The sequence below is a fragment of the Pseudomonas sp. 2957 genome (genome assembly GCF_031456345.1).
In the GTDB taxonomy this organism is placed as follows: Bacteria; Pseudomonadota; Gammaproteobacteria; order Pseudomonadales; family Pseudomonadaceae; genus Aquipseudomonas; species Aquipseudomonas siliginis.
This window is the reverse complement of sequence record NZ_JAVDUL010000002.1, coordinates 20,170-41,250: the sequence shown is the minus strand read 5'-3', so window position 1 is coordinate 41,250 and position 21,081 is coordinate 20,170. Positions and strand designations below refer to the sequence as shown.

14 protein-coding genes and 2 pseudogenes are annotated in these 21,081 nt (G+C 59.0%); 12 read left to right on the top strand and 4 right to left on the bottom strand.

Annotated elements, in window-relative coordinates; translation table 11 throughout:
- The first annotated feature begins 62 nt into the window (after positions 1 to 62).
- Complete coding sequence (locus tag J2Y39_RS05835; RefSeq protein WP_310215870.1) at positions 63 to 4,910, top strand: dermonecrotic toxin domain-containing protein; 4,848 nt, start codon at positions 63 to 65, stop codon at positions 4,908 to 4,910.
- A gap of 70 nt (positions 4,911 to 4,980) precedes the next feature.
- Here the strand turns inward: J2Y39_RS05835 and J2Y39_RS05830 are convergent, their stop codons facing one another.
- Positions 4,981 to 5,250: a PepSY domain-containing protein gene (locus J2Y39_RS05830; protein ID WP_041480965.1), complete on the bottom strand. Its 270-nt coding sequence runs from the start codon at positions 5,248 to 5,250 to the stop codon at positions 4,981 to 4,983.
- A gap of 153 nt (positions 5,251 to 5,403) precedes the next feature.
- On the opposite strand from J2Y39_RS05830, the gene J2Y39_RS05825 reads away from it, so the two are divergent.
- The gene (locus J2Y39_RS05825; protein WP_056785862.1) at positions 5,404 to 6,405 is read left to right on the top strand and encodes a FecR family protein; all 1,002 of its coding nucleotides are present in this window, start codon (positions 5,404 to 5,406) and stop codon (positions 6,403 to 6,405) included.
- A 53-nt stretch (positions 6,406 to 6,458) separates the two neighbouring features.
- Here the strand turns inward: J2Y39_RS05825 and J2Y39_RS05820 are convergent, their stop codons facing one another.
- Positions 6,459 to 8,798, bottom strand: coding sequence for an acylase (locus J2Y39_RS05820; RefSeq protein WP_310215868.1), 2,340 nt, complete (start codon positions 8,796 to 8,798; stop codon positions 6,459 to 6,461).
- Positions 8,799 to 9,041: 243 nt separating this feature from the next.
- On the opposite strand from J2Y39_RS05820, the gene J2Y39_RS05815 reads away from it, so the two are divergent.
- A complete protein-coding gene (locus tag J2Y39_RS05815) occupies positions 9,042 to 9,419 on the top strand; it encodes a fe2+ zn2+ uptake regulation protein (RefSeq protein ID WP_252885999.1) in 378 nt (125 codons plus the stop codon).
- Between the two features lie 9 nt (positions 9,420 to 9,428).
- Here the strand turns inward: J2Y39_RS05815 and J2Y39_RS05810 are convergent, their stop codons facing one another.
- Entirely contained in the window at positions 9,429 to 9,617 is a 189-nt protein-coding gene (locus tag J2Y39_RS05810; RefSeq protein ID WP_041480969.1) for a hypothetical protein, read from the bottom strand.
- A gap of 355 nt (positions 9,618 to 9,972) precedes the next feature.
- Between J2Y39_RS05810 and J2Y39_RS05805 the strand changes: the two genes are divergently transcribed.
- The 5 genes from J2Y39_RS05805 to J2Y39_RS05785 are packed head-to-tail and all read left to right on the top strand — an operon-like array spanning position 9,973 to position 17,022.
- Positions 9,973 to 11,220, top strand: coding sequence for an MFS transporter (locus J2Y39_RS05805; protein WP_310215863.1), 1,248 nt, complete (start codon positions 9,973 to 9,975; stop codon positions 11,218 to 11,220).
- Positions 11,221 to 11,229: 9 nt separating this feature from the next.
- Entirely contained in the window at positions 11,230 to 12,360 is a 1,131-nt protein-coding gene (locus J2Y39_RS05800) for an acyl-protein synthase (protein WP_310215862.1), read from the top strand.
- Position 12,361: 1 nt separating this feature from the next.
- Entirely contained in the window at positions 12,362 to 14,764 is a 2,403-nt protein-coding gene (locus J2Y39_RS05795) for an aldehyde dehydrogenase family protein (protein WP_310215860.1), read from the top strand.
- 43 nt (positions 14,765 to 14,807) lie between these two features.
- Positions 14,808 to 16,118, top strand: coding sequence for a phenylacetate--CoA ligase family protein (locus J2Y39_RS05790; protein ID WP_310215858.1), 1,311 nt, complete (start codon positions 14,808 to 14,810; stop codon positions 16,116 to 16,118).
- Positions 16,087 to 17,022, top strand: a complete 936-nt coding sequence (locus J2Y39_RS05785) for a GNAT family N-acetyltransferase (protein WP_310215856.1) — start codon at positions 16,087 to 16,089, stop codon at positions 17,020 to 17,022. The genes J2Y39_RS05790 and J2Y39_RS05785 overlap by 32 nt, the downstream gene beginning before the upstream one ends.
- A gap of 45 nt (positions 17,023 to 17,067) precedes the next feature.
- On the opposite strand, the gene J2Y39_RS05780 is transcribed toward J2Y39_RS05785, so the two are convergent.
- Complete coding sequence (locus tag J2Y39_RS05780; RefSeq protein WP_310215854.1) at positions 17,068 to 17,595, bottom strand: hypothetical protein; 528 nt, start codon at positions 17,593 to 17,595, stop codon at positions 17,068 to 17,070.
- 354 nt (positions 17,596 to 17,949) lie between these two features.
- Here J2Y39_RS05780 and J2Y39_RS26430 point away from each other — a divergent pair.
- The 4 genes and pseudogenes from J2Y39_RS26430 to J2Y39_RS05765 all read left to right on the top strand — a co-directional run.
- Positions 17,950 to 19,080, top strand: a pseudogene (locus J2Y39_RS26430) (cache and HAMP domain-containing protein); the annotation flags it as partial.
- 333 nt (positions 19,081 to 19,413) lie between these two features.
- Positions 19,414 to 19,941: pseudogene (locus J2Y39_RS26425) on the top strand (methyl-accepting chemotaxis protein); the annotation flags it as partial.
- Positions 19,942 to 20,181: 240 nt separating this feature from the next.
- Positions 20,182 to 20,628, top strand: a complete 447-nt coding sequence (locus J2Y39_RS05770; protein WP_041480975.1) for a DUF411 domain-containing protein — start codon at positions 20,182 to 20,184, stop codon at positions 20,626 to 20,628.
- Complete coding sequence (locus tag J2Y39_RS05765; RefSeq protein ID WP_310215849.1) at positions 20,628 to 21,062, top strand: YqaA family protein; 435 nt, start codon at positions 20,628 to 20,630, stop codon at positions 21,060 to 21,062. The genes J2Y39_RS05770 and J2Y39_RS05765 overlap by 1 nt, the downstream gene beginning before the upstream one ends.
- The last annotated feature ends 19 nt before the right edge of the window (positions 21,063 to 21,081 follow it).

The following is a 21,081-nucleotide window of genomic DNA, read 5'->3' as shown; positions in this document are numbered from 1 at the left end:
CTCCACTCTGCGCATTTACTGTTGAGTTCCAGCCCAATGGCGCCCTGTTCAGAGTTGCAATGATGTCCATCCCGACTGCCCCGCTGTTGTTTCCAGTGATATTTGATTCACCCGGCCTGCACGCTGACCTCGGTCCGGCACACGGTCTCAACAGCAAAGACTTCGACTGGCTTGCACATGCGCAACTCGCTACGCAATCGCTGCGCAACAAGCAAACACCGCCAATGCTGGCCGAACGCATCCTGCTCAACGCCGACAAGCAACTGGCCGTGCCGCTGGCAGGCAGCTTCATACTCAGCGCAGGGCCGGATGACAACGGCGTGTTTCTCTATACGCCCTACGATGGCCTGAAAAAATTCGCTGACCGGCAAGCCCTGACTGATGCCCTGCAGAAACGCCTCGACAACGCCAGGGAAAACGATGATCTGCTGGCTTTCCTCTCGGTTTCATTGCGCAAGGAACTGGTGGAAAAACGGGGTATCACTCTGACTTGCGAAACCATCGAAGGTGATGTGTTCGAGGACCAGCAATTGGCAATCGGCGACTCTCTGGAGAGGTGCGCCCGTGACCTGCTGGACGAGCTTAAACGACTGCCATCCCTTGCAACGCTGCTGGAAAAGATTCTCGACGAACTGCTCGAAGCGCATTTTGGCGCGGTGCAACAATCGCTTACCCGGGTCGGTTTCTATTCGGTGACTACTTCGGATGGAAAACAGTGGGTCGACTCGCTGTCGCTGACTGAAGCGCTGTTGGTGCACTTTCACCGTCAGGGCTGGCCCCACGGTCAGGCCGTAGAATTCACCCATCCCGCCCGTTCGGTACGCGAAGACGATCAGTCGGCCTGGACCAATGCGATCAAGTCGGCGTCTGGAAAACTGACCATGCTGTTGTTTCGACAGCTTGAGGTGTTTTGGAACGGCGCTTCATTCGAAGGCTCGCCCAGACGTACTTTCTTCAGCCAGACGGTGCAGGATCAGGCGCGCGCGGATCTGATGATCAAGCGCGAAACGCAGATACTCACCGCCAGCGAGTTCGACGCCCTGCACAGCCTGGTACGTGAGCCAACCGTTGCGGTACGGCGGCCAACGTTCGAAACCGTGTGCCTGAGCGAAGAAACAGCCTGTGTCGAGCTGGCCGGTTCGCTGATGATCAATCACGACAAGGCTTATCTCTATACGCCCAGCCAGGGCCTGCAGGTACTCGCCGACTATGCGGATCTCAAACAGACACTGACCGCGAAAATGCGGGCTGCCGGACACGAAGACGAACTCTACGGGCTGATGAATCTGCAAGAGCGCAATCGTTACCTTGGCTTCGCTAACGCGCAGGTATCCGGGGAAAACATTGGCGGTGAGATCATGACGACGCTGTTCGAGGCCATCATCACCAAGCAACGTCAGAACGTTGAATTCGTTCTGCAGCGTTTTCGTCAGAGCGAGCGCACCACTGACATCCATGCGCTCTTCGACAAGGCGTTGGATATCCGCTCAATGATTCATGAACGGCTGCTCAAGCTCGACGTCAATCAGCGCTGGAGTACCCGACCGTTGTTTACCAGTACACCGCCATCGTCACTCTTGCAGGCAGACAAGGCTGCGCAGCAGGCGGCACTTCTGGGGCGGACGCTGGATAATCTGACCAGCCACTTCAAAGACCAGCCGACCGCGCACGCCGCAGAACAGCGCGTCTTTCTCGAAGGCATTCTGTGGAAACTGGCCCAGGCATTCGAAGACGGCCTGCGTGGTGAGGCGTACCTGCGCAGCCTCAGCGGGTCATGGCTGGAGGCGGAACGAAAGATCGTCGACACCGTGTTCGATTCCAGGCACCCGACACGCAGGGACCGCCAGTCACTCAATGGTTTTCGCCCCGATGCCTGGTCACTGACCCTCATCGGGGCCGAGCCCAACGCTGCGCTGCCGCTCGCTCACTGTGTGCTGCTGACCGAGCGCGGCGGCATGGACGTGAAACATTCCGGGCGCGCCATCCTCTGGACACCGGCCCTGGGCCTGGAGCTGTTTGACGACATCGCCAATGCGCAAAAGCAATTGCAGCAACGGCTGGACGACAATAACCAGAGTCACACGCTGCTGGAAAATCTGCCAAAGGCGCAACACAGACTGGACCAGCAATACACACTGGGCGAGTTTCAATTGATTAATGGCAGTGTCTCCCGAGACCGCATGCAATCTGCCATTGAACAGTTCCTGGCAGAATGTGAACTGCTGCGAGTTTGCATCAAGGAGCCAAAGACATTGGCGAGCTTCCTTGATGAAATGAAGAATGCTGTCATCGATACCAACCTGCGACGCGCGATCGATCTTGCACGAACCCTTTCGCGTCATCTGGATTACCCCGACTGGTTGCGTATGGCCTCGGCGACGGAGCAACGCACGCAACTCGCGCTGCTGGATGAACTGCGGCATGCGTTCATCGATGGCAAGGATTTCCTCGATGAGGTCCCGGCGCTGGCCACTCATATCGAGCAGACCCTCAAAACCCTGCTCGATGCCCGCTTTCCAGGCAACGGGCTCAAGCCACAGGACATCCGGATCACCCCCAATCTGATATTGGCCGGCCCTGCCTGCAACTTGCTGGAATTTGCCTTGCATCACTACAACGTCGTGCAGGGCAGCGGTTTCAAAGTCGCCTCGACAACGGCCACAGCCTTACCAAAAGAGTTTGCCCAGGCCGCGGTACGGCAATTACTGCAATCTCTTGATGTTGCTACCACCTACACCGCGAAAGTCACCGAAGCGCTGTCAGCCGACAGCCCGTCTGCTCGCACCAGCAAAGAACGGTTCTTGCGCCAGTTGCCCTGGCAATTGATGCAACACGCCCACTCGATGAAATTGCAGCAACAGCTCTCGGATACCGGCTATGACTACATTTGCCAGGTCCTCGACATGCCCGACGCGATAGCGCGCGCTGCGGTCGAGGGCGCTCATGCCATCGCCTGTCCGCTATCGTTGATCAAGACCCCAGGCGCTGATTGCGTCGACACACTCGGTTTGTATGTCTTCGGTCCGGGCGCAGGGCAAACAGGCCCCCGGGTCCTCTATGCGCCTTACTCCAGGTATGTGTTTCGCGAATTCGAAAACGAAGCGCAGCTGATCGAAGCACTGAATACCCCCGGGCACTTCCAGGATTTGGTTATCCGGCGCCTGCCTGAGGCTCAGCAGGCGATATTCAAGAGCCTGTTGAAAACAACGATCGGCAAAGACAGTGAAATCACTCTTCATGGCGCGCCCATCAATGGCAACGTGCTCGAGCGGTTTCACCAGGACACTCTGCGTCTTCTGCCGCAACTGTTGCGCAGCCAGCCACAGGTCAATGGCCAAGCGGATTGGGAAGCGGTGAAGTTTCTCTTCAGTCACGGCGTGCGCCTGGTGCCACATTTGCTACCGGGCAAACTCGCGTCCGGTTTTTTTCTGTGGCGAAGCTACCAGGACTTCAAGGCGTCCGCCGAAGGCCTTCAGGATCACCACTGGGCAAATGCCCTGAAAAGCTTCATCGCAGGGGCGATTACCCTCTTCAGCCTGGGACGTCTGTCATGGCAAAGCGAGGCAGAAACGGCCGGCTCCGAATTCGCCGCAGAGGCGCAAGCACCTGCGGGTACAGCCACAACGGTGCAAGTCGCCTCTGGCTGGGCAAAGGTGTCGCCCGTCACGCCCGCTCGGATTGATTTGCAGCCCTTTGAAAGCAGTACGGCGCTGGAATCCCTCAAGCTTGATGCCAATAAGCTGGTCTATGGGGATTCGTCAACGACGCAGAAATACGCCGCCATTGCCGGCAAGGTGTATCCGGCAGTCCAGCTCGAAAAAAACTGGTATTTGCGCAAAAAAGACGGCAGTCAGGGGCCGGCACTCGAAGAGAAAAATGCCCGTCTGGTTGTTGCAAGCGCCAGCCAGCCGGTTCATCGCTGCCGATCAAAACGTCGTGACCCTGCTCAACATGAAGTCGAGGAAAACCGCTCAATAGAAATGTATATCCAGGCCAGAGGCATGGCCCAGATCCACCGTCGCTATCCGGCCAGGGCGTTCGTGATACAGCAAGCCGTAAACCGTGCAAGAGAATACGCAGTCAACTGCCTGCATAACTACGTTACACAGCGTAGCCACCCTGCGGGCACACGGCTGGAGAGGGTTTTGAAGGAGTTCTTCGAGGTTCATGAGGTAACGCCCTTGCTGCTCACAAAACTCGAGAAAGTGATCATTCCTGTCTGCCAGGAACTGACGAATCCAAAAGATGATTTGCTCTACACCGAGCGCTTCTTTACTGGTCTGAATGGGCCTGGCAGCGCCAATACCGTTGCCTTCGTTTTCAAACAGGACAAACAGAAAATAATTCATCTCACCGAGGTTTTTTTCAATCCCAGAATGGACAAATACACCGCCCATCTGCCTCCTCGATTCAATGTTGATTCACACGCACGCGCCGTAACGATTATCCATGAACTCTCGCATCTGGTTTGCGACAGCGAAGATCTGGTAACGGTCCAGGCCATGGGGCCTTATCTCGACCTTATCGACACGACGACGGCAGAGGGGCAAGCGGCCAAGGACTCGCTTGAACGTTATCGCAGGTTATTGTCGCGCTACGGCAATCTCTCGCACCTTTTTGCGGTGAAATCCGATAACCACGTCTGGACCGATCTGGACAAAATGCCGACGCATGCCGCGGATTACCTGAAAATCCTCAGCCTTACCAAAACCACAAACCTTGCAGACGCGCGCCGAGCGTTTCGCAGTCCTGTTTCAGCAGATGCGCGGGTCGACGTGATGCTCGCCAACGCCGACTCGATCGCCCTGCTCATCAGCGAACTGGGGCGCCAGCTCGACCCGCTTCCCGCGCCCATACCGCTATCGGCGCCGGTTGCAGATCAGGCGGGATCCTCGCAAGCGCTGGCGTGAAGACAAAAAAATGCGCCGGCGTAACGCCAGCGCATTGCTCATGCCAAGAATCAACAAGTGAGAAGGTGCGTTAATCCTTCTGATCGCGCAGTACATTGCCCGAGGCGCCGTCGATGCGGAACTCGTAGACAATGCCGTCAGCCTTGCGCCCTTCGCCTTCCCAGTAGCCGTCATTGTCGGCGCCGATCTCATAGACTTCGACATAGCCGGCCTTGGTCTTGGCGACCTCGATGGCTTTTTCGATGGTGATCCAGCCTGCGCCCGGCTTGTCCGCCAGAGCGGCACCGGCGCTGAGCAGACCGGCAGTGGCAATCAGGGCTGCGAATGTCTTTTTGATCATTTTTTCACTCCATTTATGGATAGTAGGCAGTTGCTTCCTGTTTTTTTGGGCGCCACAGGGAAAAATAAGTTCCGCGTTGATGGGTAAATGCCATGACGGATGTTCTCGGCAGCCTGCCGGCGAGGTTAGAATGAGCGAAATCAGGACGAGTCAATGACCCAAGACACTCTCTCGGAAGCCGAATACGATGCGATCACCGATGCCGCCGCGCACTGGTGCATGCGTCTGCACGCCGCTGACTGCACGGACGAGGAGCGTCGCGCATTTGAGACCTGGCACGCTGCACATCCTTTGCATGCCTTCGAATACGAAGCCATGCAAGAAATCTGGGAAGTCGCCGGAGATCTGCCTCGAACCGAGCCCGAGGCACTCGCCGCGCAGCGCAAGCCTTCGCGTTCGTGGCGCAAGTTCGCGGTCATTGCTGGCGCCTGCGCCCTCGCCTTGCCACTCGCGGCCTACAGCGGCTGGAGTCTGGGCTGGGTGCCCAACAGTTATCAGCATTACGCCGCCACCGACAGTGTGCGTCAGATCACCCTGAGTGACGGTAGCCAGCTCGAACTCAACCTGCACACCGACCTGAGCTTCAGCAATTACAAACATGAACGTCGCGTCACCCTGAACAAGGGCGAGGCGTTTTTTAATGTCAGCCATGACGCGTCTCATCCGTTCGTGGTTCGCGCCGGCGACGGCAAGATCCGCGTGACCGGTACGCGGTTCAATGTGTGGATGTACGAAGATCAGGTGCGGGTCAATCTGATCGAAGGTTCGGTGCTGGTCAGCAGCAATCGCGACTTGCCTGGCGACGGTCTGCGCCTCAGTCCCTCGATGCAGGCGCGCTACCGGCATGGCGATTACGCGCCGCAAATCAGTCAGACCTACCCTGGCGATACTTCGCTGGCGTGGCGCAGCGGCCGATTGGTGCTCGACAACCTTGCGCTGCACGACGCCTTGCCGCTGATCAACCGTTACCTCGACAAGCCGTTGATGCTGGCCGACACCAATACCGGCGCGATCCGCGTGGGCGGCGTCTACAACATCAAAGAGATGAACCACCTCGCCAACAGCCTGCCGAAAGTGCTGCCGGTCTATTTGACGCGCAACAAGGAAGGCAACCCGGTAATCAATTCGATGCCGCAACGCCCGCCGAAAAGCTGAAGGCCGCGTCCCTTGCGGGAGGCGGCCTTCGTTTGTTTCGAGCTGTGACTGTTTTACTGCGCTGCCACCTTCCCTGTCTGATCCTGCTTGATCGTCTGCACCTGATATTGCGGATCCGCCTGGATCTGCTGTTCGGTGAACGGCAGAACACTCCACTGCTTCTTCGAAAATGCAGCAGTCTGATCCCGCGAGTATTTCGACATCGGATCACTGGATAACGAGAACGCCAACAGCCCTTGGGCGTGCGGGCCTTTTTCATCGAAGCTCACAACTTGCAGATAGCTGGTGCCGCTGACCACTTCAAGTTTGCCGTCTTCGCGGGGCACGCTTTGCATCGCGTTGTAGATGCCCAGCGTCCCCGGCCCGCCATGAATCGGCGTTTGCTGCCCGCCGCTGCTGACCACCTGGACATCACCCCAGCGCGTGTCGGGTTTCAGGCCCATTTTTGCGACCCGCTCAACCGACGCGAGCATCGCTTCACGCAGTGCTTTGGCGACGGCAGGTTGTTCGACTGCCAGGCCGCGAGGAGTGTGTTGCGCATCTGCCGGATTGAATGCAACACGCCAGATATCCGCTGATTCAAGCAGCGCCTGCATGATGTTCTGAAAATGCACCAGACCGAGCCCGGAATCCAGATTTGCGCGGCCGTCCCAGGCTTTGAGGCTGGCGCACGCAGACTTGAGTGTCGCGGCATCGCTGCCCAGATCGGCGCCGCAGAACTTCCGCAGATCGGGCATGACCTGCGCGGCCAGATAGGCCTGATCGTCCATGACCATGTGCTGCAGATCCTTGACTGCCAGCGGGCCTTTCTTGCTCAGTTCACCCAAACGATCAAGCGCGAATCGTGAGCGCAGGCCCAGCGGTTGTCCTTCCTGACTGATCAGCGGTGAATAGCCGGTGAGCGGTTGAGCCGGGTTGGCCAGCCATGCCGAATCATTGGAGTGCTGAACGAAATCCCTGCGCAGCAATTGCGGCAACTGGCTGGAAGCGAAGATGCCCTTCTGCGCCGCGTGCGGATCGACATCCCAGGCACAGCCGCTGTTGGAACCGTCCAGCACGATCATGCGCAGACCGAGGCGTGGGTCGCTGCACTTGGCAAGTTTTTCCGCGCTGACGTTCGGTACCACCGACAGGTTCATGTACAGCGTCTGGCCCTTGTCATCCACTGCCAGGGTGTTGACCCACGGAATGCCCTGGATCTTGTGCACCGCGTCTTGCAGATCCTTGAGATTGCTGGCCTGGTTCATCGCATACCACTGTTCGAGCACGCGGTCGTTGTCGAGGTTGGCATCGCGCAAGCTGTAGGCATATTGCCTGTCCCAGTCGAGCTTGCCCGGCCATTGCACGATCGGGCCGAACTGCGAGCTGTAGATGTCGCGCGCAACCGCTACGACCTGTCCGTCAGCCTGCTTGACCTGCACGGTAACCGTCTGTTTGTTCAGTGGCAGCGACTTGCCATCGAGCAAATATCGAGTCGGATCCTTTGGATCAAGTTGCAGGCGATACAAGGTGAAGTGTTTCGACGAATCGACGGTGTGGGTCCAGGCCAGATGCTGGTTGAAACCGATATTGATCATCGGCAATCCCGGCAAAGCGGCGCCCATCACATCAAGCTTGCCGGGGATGGTCAGGTGCATCTGATAAAAGCGCATCCCCCCGACCCATGGGAAATGCGGGTTGGCCAGCAACATGCCACGGCCATTGAACGAGCGCTCGCTGCCGACCGCCACAGCGTTGCTACCGCGATCCAGAGCAAAACGTTGCTGACGCGCGTCGGCCAACTGGAACGCCTCGGTGTCGTGCTTCACCTGCGCGGTCGCTTGCGGCGGCGTCGCGCCAGCAAGGGCTTCGGCGAACTGCCCCACCCCGCCTTCAACCAACAGGCGCCGCGTCAGTTTGACCAGATCCTCGGCGCTGATATCACGTACCCACTCGCCTTGGCATTGCTGCGGCAACCCTTGCTGACGGCGTTCAGCCAGATAGCGGTTGTAACCGGCGGCATAGCCTTCAACCAGATCATGCACCTGCGCCGGTTGTGCCTGCCAAAAGGCTCCGACCGCTTCAGGAGTATTGAGCCAGGTGAAGAACACATCACTGACGCGGTTTTCCCGTTGTTCGACAGTGAACTGCTCCGGGCCGAAGTAGCGTGAGCGCTCGCCGTTGACCGTGACAATCTCGTTGGCCAGCAAACACAGATTGTCCTGGGCGTAGGCGTAACCGATGCCGAAACCCAGACCGCGCTCGTTTTCAGCGCGAATGTGCGGCACGCCGAAACTGGTGCGGCGAATATCGGCGCTGGTTTGTGCAGCCGGGCTCAGTGCATGGGCCGACAGGCTCAGTCCGAACAAGGTGCTGGCGAGGGCCAGCCCGGTGAGTTGCCTGGAAATAATCACGCTTGCTCCTGATCGAAAGGTCGATTGCCCCTGCGTCCACGCGCAATGAGCCTGTCGAAGAAACGAAGCTGAGGGAAAAAATTTAGCGGGTAGTCCATTGGGGCAATGCTGTCATCACAAGGCTGAGACGAATTAGCGACGAAATTTCTACATCTTTTCTTTCATGATTTGTCGTGCTGAAACGTCTTGTTTAGAGAGCGCAACAAAACCTTTCCCGATCTGGCTCTGAAAAGGAGTAATCGCATGTACAACTCGCAACTACCATCGGACGGTAGCCAGACGCCACAGGGCGTTTCGATGAGTTCGCACTCTGGCAATTTCACCCAGCGCGGCGAGCGTCCGGGCAATGAGCGTATTCGCGTGCTACTGAAGAGTTTCGGCCTGCGCACCAGCCTGATTCGCCTGAAAGTCATCGACGCGCTGCTCGTGGCGGCACAGAGCAATCGTCGCCTGGGCGTACGTGGCGTACATAGCCAGTTGCTCGATCTGGACGTGCCGCTGTCGTTTCTCAGCGTGCGAGAAGTGCTTAAACGCTTGTGCGCCGAAGGCGTGATCACCTTCAACGCCGACAAGAGTTACAGCCTGCACCCGCAGGCTGCAGCGGTCCTCAACCACGAATGAGGCTCGCCTTCAGGGCTTGACCTTGCGGCGCATCACGCCGTTGATGATGACCACCACGACCGCCACGCCGATTGCCACGTACTGGAAAGTCTTCTCGGTGATCATGCCGGCATTCTGCAGCCAGGACAGGCCCAGCATGATCGCCAGTACCGACAGAGCGATCAGAATCGAATAAATCAAGCGTTGCTTCTGGGTCATTGCGGTTTCCTGAAACATTGAAATGTAGCCGGTTGCACGCCGAGCGTTCCCCGGATTACGGGTATGCGCCGGGGCAAACGGGTGCTCATGTTACCGCCCCTGAAGACTTTTGGCTGCAAGGTAACCCGACCTTAAGGCATGGCCCTCCCTGCTCTGGCGCAATCAATGCCCGCACTGACGAGGGCATCGTTGTTTGCGCCGCAATGGCAGCCAGGTAAACAGGTTTCACGCCGCGCCAATCCTTTAAACATGCCGTAAGTTTTTGAAATCTGCTGACGCAGCAAACGGCTAGGTCGGCTGTGCGCCTGCGCCTAGGCTCTGCGAACTTCCTACCACTCATAAAACAGGGATGTTCATGCAGAGAACACTTATCAATATCGGCCCCAGACAGGTTGCGGGTTTCTGTCTGGCGCTGACCGCTTTCGAACTGCTCACTTACATGGCCAGCGATGTGATCATGCCAGCGATGCTGGACGTCACCACCGACCTCGACGCGGACGTACGGCATGTTCCCCATGCCTTCAACCTGTATCTGTTGGGTGGCGTGTGCCTGCAATGGTTACTCGGCCCGTTGTCCGATCAATACGGCCGACGACCACTGTTGTTATCGGGCAGCGCGCTGTTCGGATTGTCGTGCGCGGCGGCTTTTTTCACCGACAGTATTGGGGGGTTCAACCTGTTGCGGCTGTTGCAAGGCATGGGTCTGGGGTTTGTCGTCGCAGTCAGCTATCCGGCGCTACAGGAGGTGTTCTGTGAAGCGGACGCCGTCAGGCTGATGGCGTTGCTCGGCAATGTTGCGTTGTTATCGCCACTGCTCGGGCCGCTACTGGGGATCCTGTTGCTGGAATGGCTGAGCTGGCGGGAAATCTTTCTGCTGCTGGGATTCACGGCAGCGCTGGTCTGGCTCGGTCTGTTGCTGTGGATGCCGGAAACCGTAGGCGTCGAGCGCCGCGATGGTCATCGAACACCCCGTGTGCCCTTCTCCTGGCGTTGCACTTCACGGCGCTATGGCGCGTTGTTAGGCAACCCGCGTTTTCTCTGCGCCAGTCTGGCGCTGGGCCTGATGAGTCTGCCCCTGATCACATGGATAGGCCTGGCACCGTTGCTGCTGGTGCGGGTGCTGGAACTGCCGCCGCTGGAATATGGCCTGTGGCAGATTCCGGTTTTCTCAGCGGTGATTGCCGGCAATCTGATTCTCGACCGCTTGCTGCAGACTCATTCGCTGACGCAATTGATTCAACTGGCGCTCTGGCCGTTCTGTCTGGGCCTTCTGTTTCTGGCCGCGTGCGCATTGCTCGGCGCGGGGCTTGGTCCGGTGGTGGCGAGTCTGTCGCTGTACGCCGTCGGGCTGGGCATGAGCAACGCGGCGGTGTATCGCCTGGCGCTGTTTGCCAGCGACGACAGCAAAGGTCTGGTGTCGGCGCTGACCGGCATGATTTCGATCGCCGTCATGGGCCTTGGCGGTTCGCTGATTGCGGCCATCGGTGGCGGCGGCCGTCTTGAATACTTCGCTCTCTGGGCCGCATTCGGCGGGCTGATGTGCCTGCCCATGGTTTACCGGCTCCTGCAAACCACCACAGCTGATGTGGCCTCGCCTCAGTAAGGAACACTGATGACTCACCTACACTATGCCGACGCGCTGTGCGCGTTGAAGCAACCCTATTGCGCGGATTCAGCCGCGCCCGGTCTGTTTGATCGGGCGATGACTGAAATCAGCCGCTTTCACTGCGGCCACACCCCGGGTTACGCCCATTGGCTCAACGCCCATGGACTGGCGCCGCAAGACCTCGACAGTCTTGATGACTGGTCGCGTCTGCCGCCGATCTTTGCCAGTTTCTTCAAGCAACACTTGCTGCTCAGCAGTACGGGGGCGGACGCCCTGGAACTGACCTCGTCGGGCACCAGCGGACAGAAAAGCCGGATGCGTTACGACGAACGCAGCCTGGCGCGGGCGCAGTTCATGGTTGCGCAGATCTTTCGCCATTACGGTTGGGACACTCCGGATACGCCGTGCAATTACCTGCTGCTGAGCTACGAACCCGAGGGTCACATTACGCTCGGCACTTCGTTTACCGACCAGTTTCTCTGTCGGTTTGCCCCGGTCAATCGCGTGGTTTACGCCTTGCGCAACACCGGTAGCGGCCATCAGTTCGACGTATTCGGTGTCATCGCCGCATTGCAGTCATTCGCTGAAGAAGGTTTGCCGGTGAGGATTTTCGGCTTCCCGGCGTTTCTCTGGCAGACACTGCAACGCATGCAGGCTACCGCTGTACAGGATGTGCAATTGCCCGCCGGTTCGCTGGCCTTTTTTGGCGGCGGCTGGAAAACCCAGGCTGCGCAGGAAATTCCTAAACAACAGTTTTATGCCCATATCCATCGGCAATTGGGCATCGAACCCGCCCGCTGCCGCGACGGTTACGGCGCTGTCGAGCATGCGGTGCCTTACATCGAATGCGCCCGTCACCGCTTTCATGTGCCGGTGTATTCGCGGGTGCTGATTCGCGATGCGGCGGATTTTTCTCTGCTGCCCTATGGCCAACAAGGCCTGCTCGGCTTCGTCTCGCCTTACATCTCATCCAGCCCGGCGCATGCCGTGGTGATGAGCGACCTTGCCACGCTGCACCCGGGCGCAAGTTGCGGCTGTGGATTGACCAGCGACTGGTTCGAACTGCACGGCCGCGCCGGCACCACAGCGGGCAGAAGCTGCGCAATGGCCGCCGCCGAATTAATGGGAAGTCACTGAAATGTTTTTGATCGATGGACAACTGCACGACATTTACAGCCTCGACCAAGCGCTGCAAGACCTGCAACACAAGTTGCCCCAGCGTTTGGCGACGTCGCTAGACAGCAGCACGGTCATCACGGCGATAACTGTTTTTGCCCAGCTGCTGCGTGACTCGCGCACGAACCTGCCCCTCGAGAGCGAACAACGGCAGGCCTTGATCGATTTCTGCCAACCTGAAGCCTTGACGATCAAACGCCAGCGCGAACTCGGCGTCGCTGCCGACTCCCTGCGCCGTATCGATTATCGCCTGCCGCGCTTCGAAGCCTGGCGCCCGCTCGGGCTGGTGGTGCACATCACCCCGGCCAACGCGCCGCTGCTGGCTTTTTGCGCGGTGGTGGAAAGTCTGCTCGCCGGCAACGTCAACTGGTTGCGCCCCAGCCGCAGCGATCAAGGCCTGACGGCGCGACTGTTGAGGGCGTTGGTGAACTGCGATGCGAGCGGACAACTGGCCGGCCACGTGGCGGTGGTTCCAGCGAACACCGAGCAGATCGGCCAATTATGCAAATCTGCCAATGGCGTTGCGGCGTGGGGTGGCGAAGCGGCCTTGCAAGCCATTCGGCAACAGCTCGCGCCGGGTTGTCGCTGGATCGACTGGGGGCATCGCATCAGCTTCGTCTATCTCACTCCTGCATCAGCTACGCCAGAGGCGCTTGATGCCATCGCCGACGAAGTTTGCCGACTGGATCAGCAGGCCTGCTCCAGCCCGCAATGGCTGTTGGTGGACAGCGACGACACGCAAGTCTTGCGCGATATCGGTGAACGCCTGGCGCAGGCCCTGCAACGACGCGCCGCACAGTGGCCGGCACTGGTGCCGACACGCCAGGAAGCTGCGCAAATTACCACGCACACGCAAATGGCCCGCCTCGGTCAGAGTTTCGCCGGTCACACCGGGCAAGTCTGGCACGGCCCAGGCTGGCGGGTGATCTGGAGCCATGATCGGCAACTCGCACCTTCGCCGCTGTTTCGCAGCGTATTGCTGCACCCGGTGCCGCAGGCGCTGCTGCCCGCCACTCTGCTGCCGTGGCGCAACGTCCTGCAAAGCTGTGCGCTGGTATGCGCACAATCGCAAATTGTCGAGCTTACCCATGCGTTGATCGCTGCCGGAGTCACGCGGATCGCACCGATCGGCAACATTCACGACGGGTACGAGGGCGAACCCCATGATGGCGTCTATGCGCTGCAACGTTTGAGTCGACGGGTATCGGTGAGTCTTGCAGCCACGCAACTGCCGAATCAGGCCAGTCTCGATCCAGCACCATCAGCGGCGACGCCGTGCGCTGCGATCATGGACAAAGAAGCCTTCGTCGCCCAGCCCATCAACGATCAGGCGCAGTTGTATTTCCGCTCCGGAGGCAGCAGCGGCACCCCTGCTCTGGCCGGCTACAGCTATCGCGACTTTGATCGGCAGATGCGCGCGACCGCTGATGGCCTGTTCGCTGCCGGTCTGGATCCAGCACAAGACCGAGTCATGAACCTGTTCTTCTGTGGCGGGCTGTACGGCGGCTTTCTCAGCTTCAGCAAAGCGCTGGAACTGCTTGAGGTGACGCACCTGCCCATGGCCGCCCCTGCTGATGACGATTATCGGGAGATTGCCCAATTGATCATCGACCAACGGATCAACGTGCTGGTCGGTATGCCCGGCACCCTGCATCGTCTGTTTCTCAATGAACAGGAGCGTCTGCGTGCTTATGCCGGAGTCGAAAAGGTCTTTCTCGGTGGCGAGCACCTGAGCGAGCAAAACCGTGAATTGCTGCGCAGTTGTGGCGTCTCGACCATTCGCTCGGCGATTTACGGCAGCGTCGACGCCGGTCCGCTTGGGCATGCCTGCGAGGATTCGGCGGATGGGGTTTTCCATCTGATGAGCGAGATCCAGCAGTTGGAGATTGTAACGTTCGATGAGGATGTGCCGGTGATCGACGATCAAGTGGGACGGCTGCTGGTCACCTCGCTCGCCCGCGAGGGTGGTCAGCGCGTGCAGCGTTATGAGATTGGCGACAGCGGACGCTGGCTGCCGGGCCTCTGCACCTGCGGGCTGAAGTCGCCCCGCTTTGAACTGTTGCAACGCCACGGCAAGTTGTTGCGTATCGGCACCGACTTCATTTCCCTGAGCGAATTGGCGTCACGGCTGCAAGTGCCGTTTCAGTTGCATCTGGACCACAGCGCCGAGGGCGTCGAGCGCATGCAACTGCATTGCGAACTTACAGCCGCCACCGTTGAAACACGTCTCGCCGATTACCTGACCCTGACGACCATCATCGACAGCGGATTGCTGGTGCTGCAGATCGAGCAATGCTCGCCCGAACACTTCGCTCGAAACAAACACAGCGGCAAGACGCCGCTGGTCATTGACTCCCGCCGCTGACGCTTGCCGTGAGCTGGCTCATTCGAATCAAGAAGAACACACCGTGAAAACAACCGACTCGATTAGCGAATTAACGGGTTTCGCCCGTGAGCATTCGCCCTACTACAAGAACAGTCTCGCCAACATCCCCGAGGCGATAAGTTCACTGTGCGAATTGCCACTGCTTGATCCGGCAGACTTCTGGAAAGACAGCGCGGATCTGATGCAATGGCCGGTTCTGACGGCCCCCATTGCCCACGCCTTGGTGTTCAAGACCGGTGGCTCAACCGGCGGTGGCAGGCTGTCCGTGTATGCCCGCACGGAATGGCAGCGCACGGTGGAAGATTTCGGCCGCAGCCTGAGTGAACAATTCAGCTCCGGCGACCGTGTCGCCAACCTGTTTTTCGCTGGCGACCTCTACGCCAGTTTTCTGTTTATTCATGACTCACTCGCCCATGCTGGAACAGCTGTTACCGAGTTTCCGTTTACCGGTGAGGTCGATCCGCCGAAGTTGGCCGATGCCATCGAACAGCATCGAATCAATGTACTGGCTGGCGTGCCCGCGCAATTACTGACTTTCGCCAGTTGGCTCAAACAACGCGGCCTTACGTTGCCCCTGGTTGATAGCGTGCTTTACGGCGGGGAGAGCCTGTTTGCCTCACAGCGCCAGCTCCTTGAGCAAGTGCTGCCCAACGCGCGCATTGCCTCGATCGGCTACGCCAGCGTCGACGGCGGATTTATTGGCGCCAGTCATCCTGACTGCGTCGAAGGAGAACATCGCACACCCGACGGCCACGTCCTGTTGGAGATTATCGATCAGCACAGCGGCGCAACGATCGAGGCCTGCGATCAAACCGGTCTGCTCGTATTGACCAATCTGCATCGCCGCTTGATGCCGCTGATCCGCTATCCCGTCGGAGATCTAGCGTGCTGGCGCGAACCGCCGGGCACTGCACGACGCAAATTCGCCCTGAGAGGACGCAGCGGCAATAGCCAGCGGGTGCGGGTCGGCATTCTGTCGCTGATGACCGATGAAATCAGCGAAATCGTACAGAGCATTACTGGCAGCGACGATTGGCAATTGCTGATCGAACAAGCCAACAGCGCAGATGTGTTGACGTTGAAATACGCAGTCATCGAACGATCGGCGCTCATCGACGAGAAACTTGAGGCCCGCTTGATCGAAATGTACCCGCCGATCGCGCAACTGCGGGCTGAGCGGTTATTGGAGCTGCGCATCCAGAGTTGCCGGTTCGAGGATTTGGCGCGCCATCCTCGCGCAGGGAAAAGCCTGCGGATCGTCGACTTGCGCTGCTATGGCCCGGACGAGAGGGAGGTGCGTGATGGAGTCGTTGATTCTGCGCAATTACCGTGACACCGACGCCAAGGCCGTCAGCCAGCTGTTTCGCGAGGTCTACGGTGATCATTACGTGCAAACCGACGTTTACATGCCCTGCCTGATCAATCAGAACCACGCCGACAAACGCTGGCATTCACTGGTTGCAGTGGAGGGTGAGCGGGTTCTTGGCCATGCCACTTTGTATCGGCAGAGCGAAAGCTCGCACGATGCCGAACTGGCCTTGAGCGTCGTACATCCCGATACCCGTGGAAAGAACATTGCCACACGGCTGGGCGGACAACTGCTGACTCATGCGCAGGCGTTGGGCTGTCGCAGCGTCTCGATCAAACAGGTCACCCATCACCCTTACACCCAACGCATGGCTATCAACCTCGGTTTTCACAACACTGGATTGTTGCCGGACTATGTCCGCTCACCCTTTGGTTGTAAAAAACCCGAGTCGATCGTGTTGGGGGTACGTGCTATCGATGGCTATCAACGGCCATTGCCAGAACAGGCATGGCCAGCCAGTTGCCGCCCCTTGATGGAGCGTCTGAGCGCTGTGTTCGGCGTCGGGGCTGATGCAGGACGCTGGCGCGGAGCTTCGGTTCAGGTCCAGCAGCACGGCAGCCGCCATGAAATGTGGCTGGAAAAACTCAATCCGGAACTGCTCGACCAGTTGCGATCACTGCCCGGGCATTGGCTGGTTTCGATTCGTCTACAGCTTTCGCGACAGTTTGCCGTGGATCTGCACAGTCTGAAGGCCATCGGTTTTGCTTTCACCGGCCTGGCGCCTGCACAGGACAATCGAGGGGGATGGCTGGCGTTGTTTCATCGGGGCTACCGCACGCGCCGGCTTGCGCTGCATTGCCCGCATATGCAGCAGTTGCATGACCAGGCACAACGTCACATCACTCGGCAAGCCGTGCCGGCGGCGTAAACAGCATGAGCCCGCACACGGATGAGCGGGCGTCATCAGCAGACGTTACGCCTTTGCCTTCAGGCCTTTGTCAGACGGAACTGGCGCATTGCCTTCGCCATAGGTCTTGAGATTCTGCAGGACGTAAATGGCTTTCTTGAATTCGGGAATCAGGCTTTTGCCGTAATAATTGCCATTGAGGCTGTTGGTCTGGATGGCATCGAGCTGAGTGGCGAAATATTCCAGCGCGTTGAACTTGGCCTCCGGGTCTTTCTGCACGCCGAAGCGGTCGAATTTGTCGCCGGCATTGAGCAAAGTGATCGAGGTGATCTCGGAAATCAGGCCGCGCCCGCGCAGGAACTCGCTGAGGTTGCCCAACTGCTTGACGGAAACGTTGGCCGGGTCGAAGCCCTTGATCTGCTTGCGCAAACCCTGCTTATCCATCTCCGCCACATTCAGCGCATTCGGATCGTTGCCGACCAGCGTCAGCATCTGCTGCACTTTGACGCTCTGCGAAACCTGCTTTTTCGCGCCGGTATCACGGACCATTACGCCTGCCTTGCTTTCCCAGGCGCCGGTATAGCCGATCGTCATGCGAGGATTCCTTGTGCGATGAGCATGAAATGTCCTTGTTCCAACCAATTGAATGGGCGCGAGTATCGGCCGATGCGCCTGATCGCACCAAGTCTTTTGTGCGCTTTTTTACAAATCTCGTACATTCATGACACCGAGCTTAAGGCCCGCAAACATTGCTTCAGAGCCGTCATCAGGATGTAACAACTGTGGCGATTGCTGGAGATGTACCAATCCCGATACCAACCGGTCATCGCCCAGCGTTGTTTCGGCGCGCGAGCACCTAAAGCTTCGGCCCGCAACGACGATACGCTGTGATACCCGCCCTGTTTTATTCCTGCCCTCCAACAAAAAAGCCGCTCAAGGATCAGTTCCATGCCCGCACTGCGCACTATTCAGGCTCGCTACACGCTGTTTCTGATTCTGTTCATTCTGCTGTTGTCCGTGCTCACCGTGGTCGGCATCAGCCAACTGGTGGCACCGACCCTGCGCGATACCGAAGAGAAGGTCGTGCTCAACCGCATCGCCGAAGTCGCCGTGCAGATTCAGGGCGAACTGAACAAGGTACAGGCGCAGCAACGCAGCATCACCCAGACTATCCCGCTGCTCGACAGCGCCGCCATCGACGTGGTGCTGCCAGGGCTGGTGGATCAGTACGGCGAACTGAAAGTCTTCGGCGGCGGCATCTGGCCGTTGCCGGGCCAGCGTGAAGCCGGGCGCAACAAATTCAGCACTTTCTGGCACCGTGACGCCTCGGGCCAACTCAAGGTCAATACGTTCTGGAACAGCGATGCGGCGCCCAACTATTACGACCAGAGCTGGCACAAGGGCGGCATGGCCACTCCGCGCGGCCAGTGCGCGTGGGCCGCTGCCTATAAGGACGACGCCAGTGCCGAGCCGCGCACCAACTGCGCCATGGCGATCTACAAGAACGGCAGCGCCTGGGGTGTTTCGACCATCGACGTGACCCTGGGTTTCTTCAACGACCTGGTGGCGCGCAAGGAAAAAGACCTCAACGCCGAAATGCTCATCGTCGAGGCTGACGGCAAGATCATCAGCAACAGCTCGCGCATCAGCGGCCCGATCGTGCTGAAGAACATCAGCGAACTGGCGGCCAGCTCGACCTTCGTCAATCAGATCAAGACCGGCCTGCAGAATCGCGATACAGCGCAACGCGTCGAGTTCGATAACAACGGTGAAGACGCTACATTCTTCATGCGCCCTATCGAGGGCACACCGTGGTTCCTCGCCACTGCCCTGCCGACCAAGATGCTCACTGCCCAGCGCGACGACGTGCTCCATAGCCTCAGCCTGATCCAGATTCCGCTGGTGATCCTGCTGGTGCTGTTGCAGGTTTACGCGATTCGTAAACTGGTGCTGCGCATGAAAGCGCTGAAGGCCAACATTGATTCGCTGTCCAGCGGTGACGCCGACCTGACCCGCCGCATCACCATTCGCGCCGAAGACGAACTGGGCGCCATCGGTCACTCGGTCAACACCTTCATCGCCTATCTGCAGAACATGATCGGCGAAGTCACCCAGGCCACCGGCGCCATGGCTTCCAGCCTCGACAACCTGCAGCGCACCTCGGCACATACCGGCCAGATTCTGCTGCGTCACGCTTCGGAAACCGATCAGACCGTCACCGCCATCAACGAAATGAGCTCGACTGCTGAAAGCGTCGCGCAAAACGCCGCTGAAACCGCTGCATTCACCCAGCGTGCCAATGAGAACGCAGACCGCTCGCGCGTCGTGGTGGGTGAAGCGACCAATAGCGTGGTCGCGCTGATCGACGAAGTGGCCAGCGCTACACACAAAGTTGAAAACATGCAGCAGGACGCCCAGCGCATCACCGAAATCCTCGGCGTCATCGGCGCGATTGCCGGGCAGACCAACCTGCTCGCCCTCAACGCCGCGATTGAAGCGGCCCGGGCCGGTGAACAGGGTCGCGGCTTTGCGGTGGTGGCGGATGAAGTCCGCGCCCTCGCCGCCCGCACTCAGGCCAGCACCTCGGAAATCAACGAAATGTTGACCCGTCTGACCCAAGGCGTGAGTTCGTCGGTCAGCGCCATGGAAAACACCCAGGCCAGTTGCCAGTCCGCTGCTGACGCCACCGCCCGAGTCAACTCGGGGCTGGACGAAATGGCCGGTTCGGTCAGCCATATCAACAGCCTCAGCACGCAGATCGCCACCGCCGCCGAACAGCAAAGCGCAGTGACCGAAGAGATCAACCGCAGCATGGTGCAGATTCGCCACATGGTCGATGAACTGGTGCAGAGCGGCCAGGCCAGCGAGCTGAATACCCGCCAGTTGCTCGAAGCCAATAGCCGCGTGAGCGCGATCATGGGGCGGTTCAAGGTCAGTTAAGCCAACCGCGACCACGGGGATTTCGGCCTTTACGCCAATCCCCTGTGGGAGCGAGCCTGCTCGCGAAAGCGATTTTTCAGTCACTGTATCTGCGGCTGGTCAACCGCAATCGCGAGCAGGCTCACTCCTAAACTGGTTCGGGTGTTTTGTAGCAACTGGAAACACTCAGTTGATGCCGGGATGGAAAAACCGGTCAAAATGCGTTCTTGCTGACCTTCACCGAGTCGAGAGCCCATTCCCATGCGAAGCCAACTGCGTCTGCTCGCCCTGAGCGCCCTGTTCATCTCCTCCCTGGCGCAAGCCGCCGAACTGATCCCGATCGAAGTGCACCGCGATGCCAACTGCGGCTGCTGCAAAAAGTGGATCAGCCATCTCGAAGCCAATGGCTTCAAAGTCGAAGATCACGTCGAAAGCGACATGAGCAGCTTCAAACAGCAGCACGGCGTACCACCGCGTCTGGCGTCCTGCCACACGGCGATCATCAATGGCAAATTCGTTGAAGGTCATGTGCCGGCCGATCAGGTGCTTGCGTTGAGCAAGCGCGACGATCTGCTGGGTGTGGCAGCGCCAGGCATGCCGATGGGCTCGCCGGGCATGGAAATGGACGGCATGAGCGATGCGTACCAAGTGATCGGCCTGAAGAAGGACGGCGCCGACGTGGTGGTGGCGGACTACCCGGCCCGTTGATGGGGGCAGCCTACTTCGGCCTGTTCTTTGCTGCGTTTGGCGCGGCGACATTGTTGCCGTTGCAGTCCGAGGCGCTGCTGGTCGGCCTGATCGTCAGCGAGCGTTACTGGCTGTGGGGTTTGCTCGCGGTAGCGACGCTGGGCAACGTACTCGGCTCGCTGGTCAACTGGTGGCTGGGCCGTGGCATCGAGCGGTTTCAGGATCGACGCTGGTTCCCGGTCACTCCTCGACACATGGCCAAGGCGCGCAAGCACTACGAGCGTTATGGATATTGGTCGCTGCTGCTCAGTTGGCTGCCGGTGATCGGCGATCCGCTGACCTTGATTGCCGGCGTCATGCGCGAACCGCTCGGGCGCTTTCTGTTGATCGTGACGCTGGCCAAAGGCGCGCGCTATGGCGTGCTGGCCTTGCTGACACTTGGCTGGCTAGGTTGAACCAACCCTCAGTGTGATT

Bases quoted from the DNA above. Each gene is read 5' to 3' on its own strand.
- J2Y39_RS05785 (WP_310215856.1), top strand. From the start codon at position 16,087: ATGGAGTCGTTGATTCTGCGCAATTACCGTGACACCGACGCCAAGGCC.
- J2Y39_RS05795 (WP_310215860.1), top strand. From the start codon at position 12,362: ATGTTTTTGATCGATGGACAACTGCACGACATTTACAGCCTCGACCAA.
- J2Y39_RS05830 (WP_041480965.1), bottom strand. From the start codon at position 5,250: ATGATCAAAAAGACATTCGCAGCCCTGATTGCCACTGCCGGTCTGCTC.
- J2Y39_RS05765 (WP_310215849.1), top strand. From the start codon at position 20,628: ATGGGGGCAGCCTACTTCGGCCTGTTCTTTGCTGCGTTTGGCGCGGCG.
- J2Y39_RS05805 (WP_310215863.1), top strand. From the start codon at position 9,973: ATGCAGAGAACACTTATCAATATCGGCCCCAGACAGGTTGCGGGTTTC.
- J2Y39_RS05800 (WP_310215862.1), top strand. From the start codon at position 11,230: ATGACTCACCTACACTATGCCGACGCGCTGTGCGCGTTGAAGCAACCC.
- J2Y39_RS05770 (WP_041480975.1), top strand. From the start codon at position 20,182: ATGCGAAGCCAACTGCGTCTGCTCGCCCTGAGCGCCCTGTTCATCTCC.
- J2Y39_RS05825 (WP_056785862.1), top strand. From the start codon at position 5,404: ATGACCCAAGACACTCTCTCGGAAGCCGAATACGATGCGATCACCGAT.
- J2Y39_RS05835 (WP_310215870.1), top strand. From the start codon at position 63: ATGTCCATCCCGACTGCCCCGCTGTTGTTTCCAGTGATATTTGATTCA.
- J2Y39_RS05780 (WP_310215854.1), bottom strand. From the start codon at position 17,595: ATGACGATCGGCTATACCGGCGCCTGGGAAAGCAAGGCAGGCGTAATG.
- J2Y39_RS05810 (WP_041480969.1), bottom strand. From the start codon at position 9,617: ATGACCCAGAAGCAACGCTTGATTTATTCGATTCTGATCGCTCTGTCG.
- J2Y39_RS05815 (WP_252885999.1), top strand. From the start codon at position 9,042: ATGTACAACTCGCAACTACCATCGGACGGTAGCCAGACGCCACAGGGC.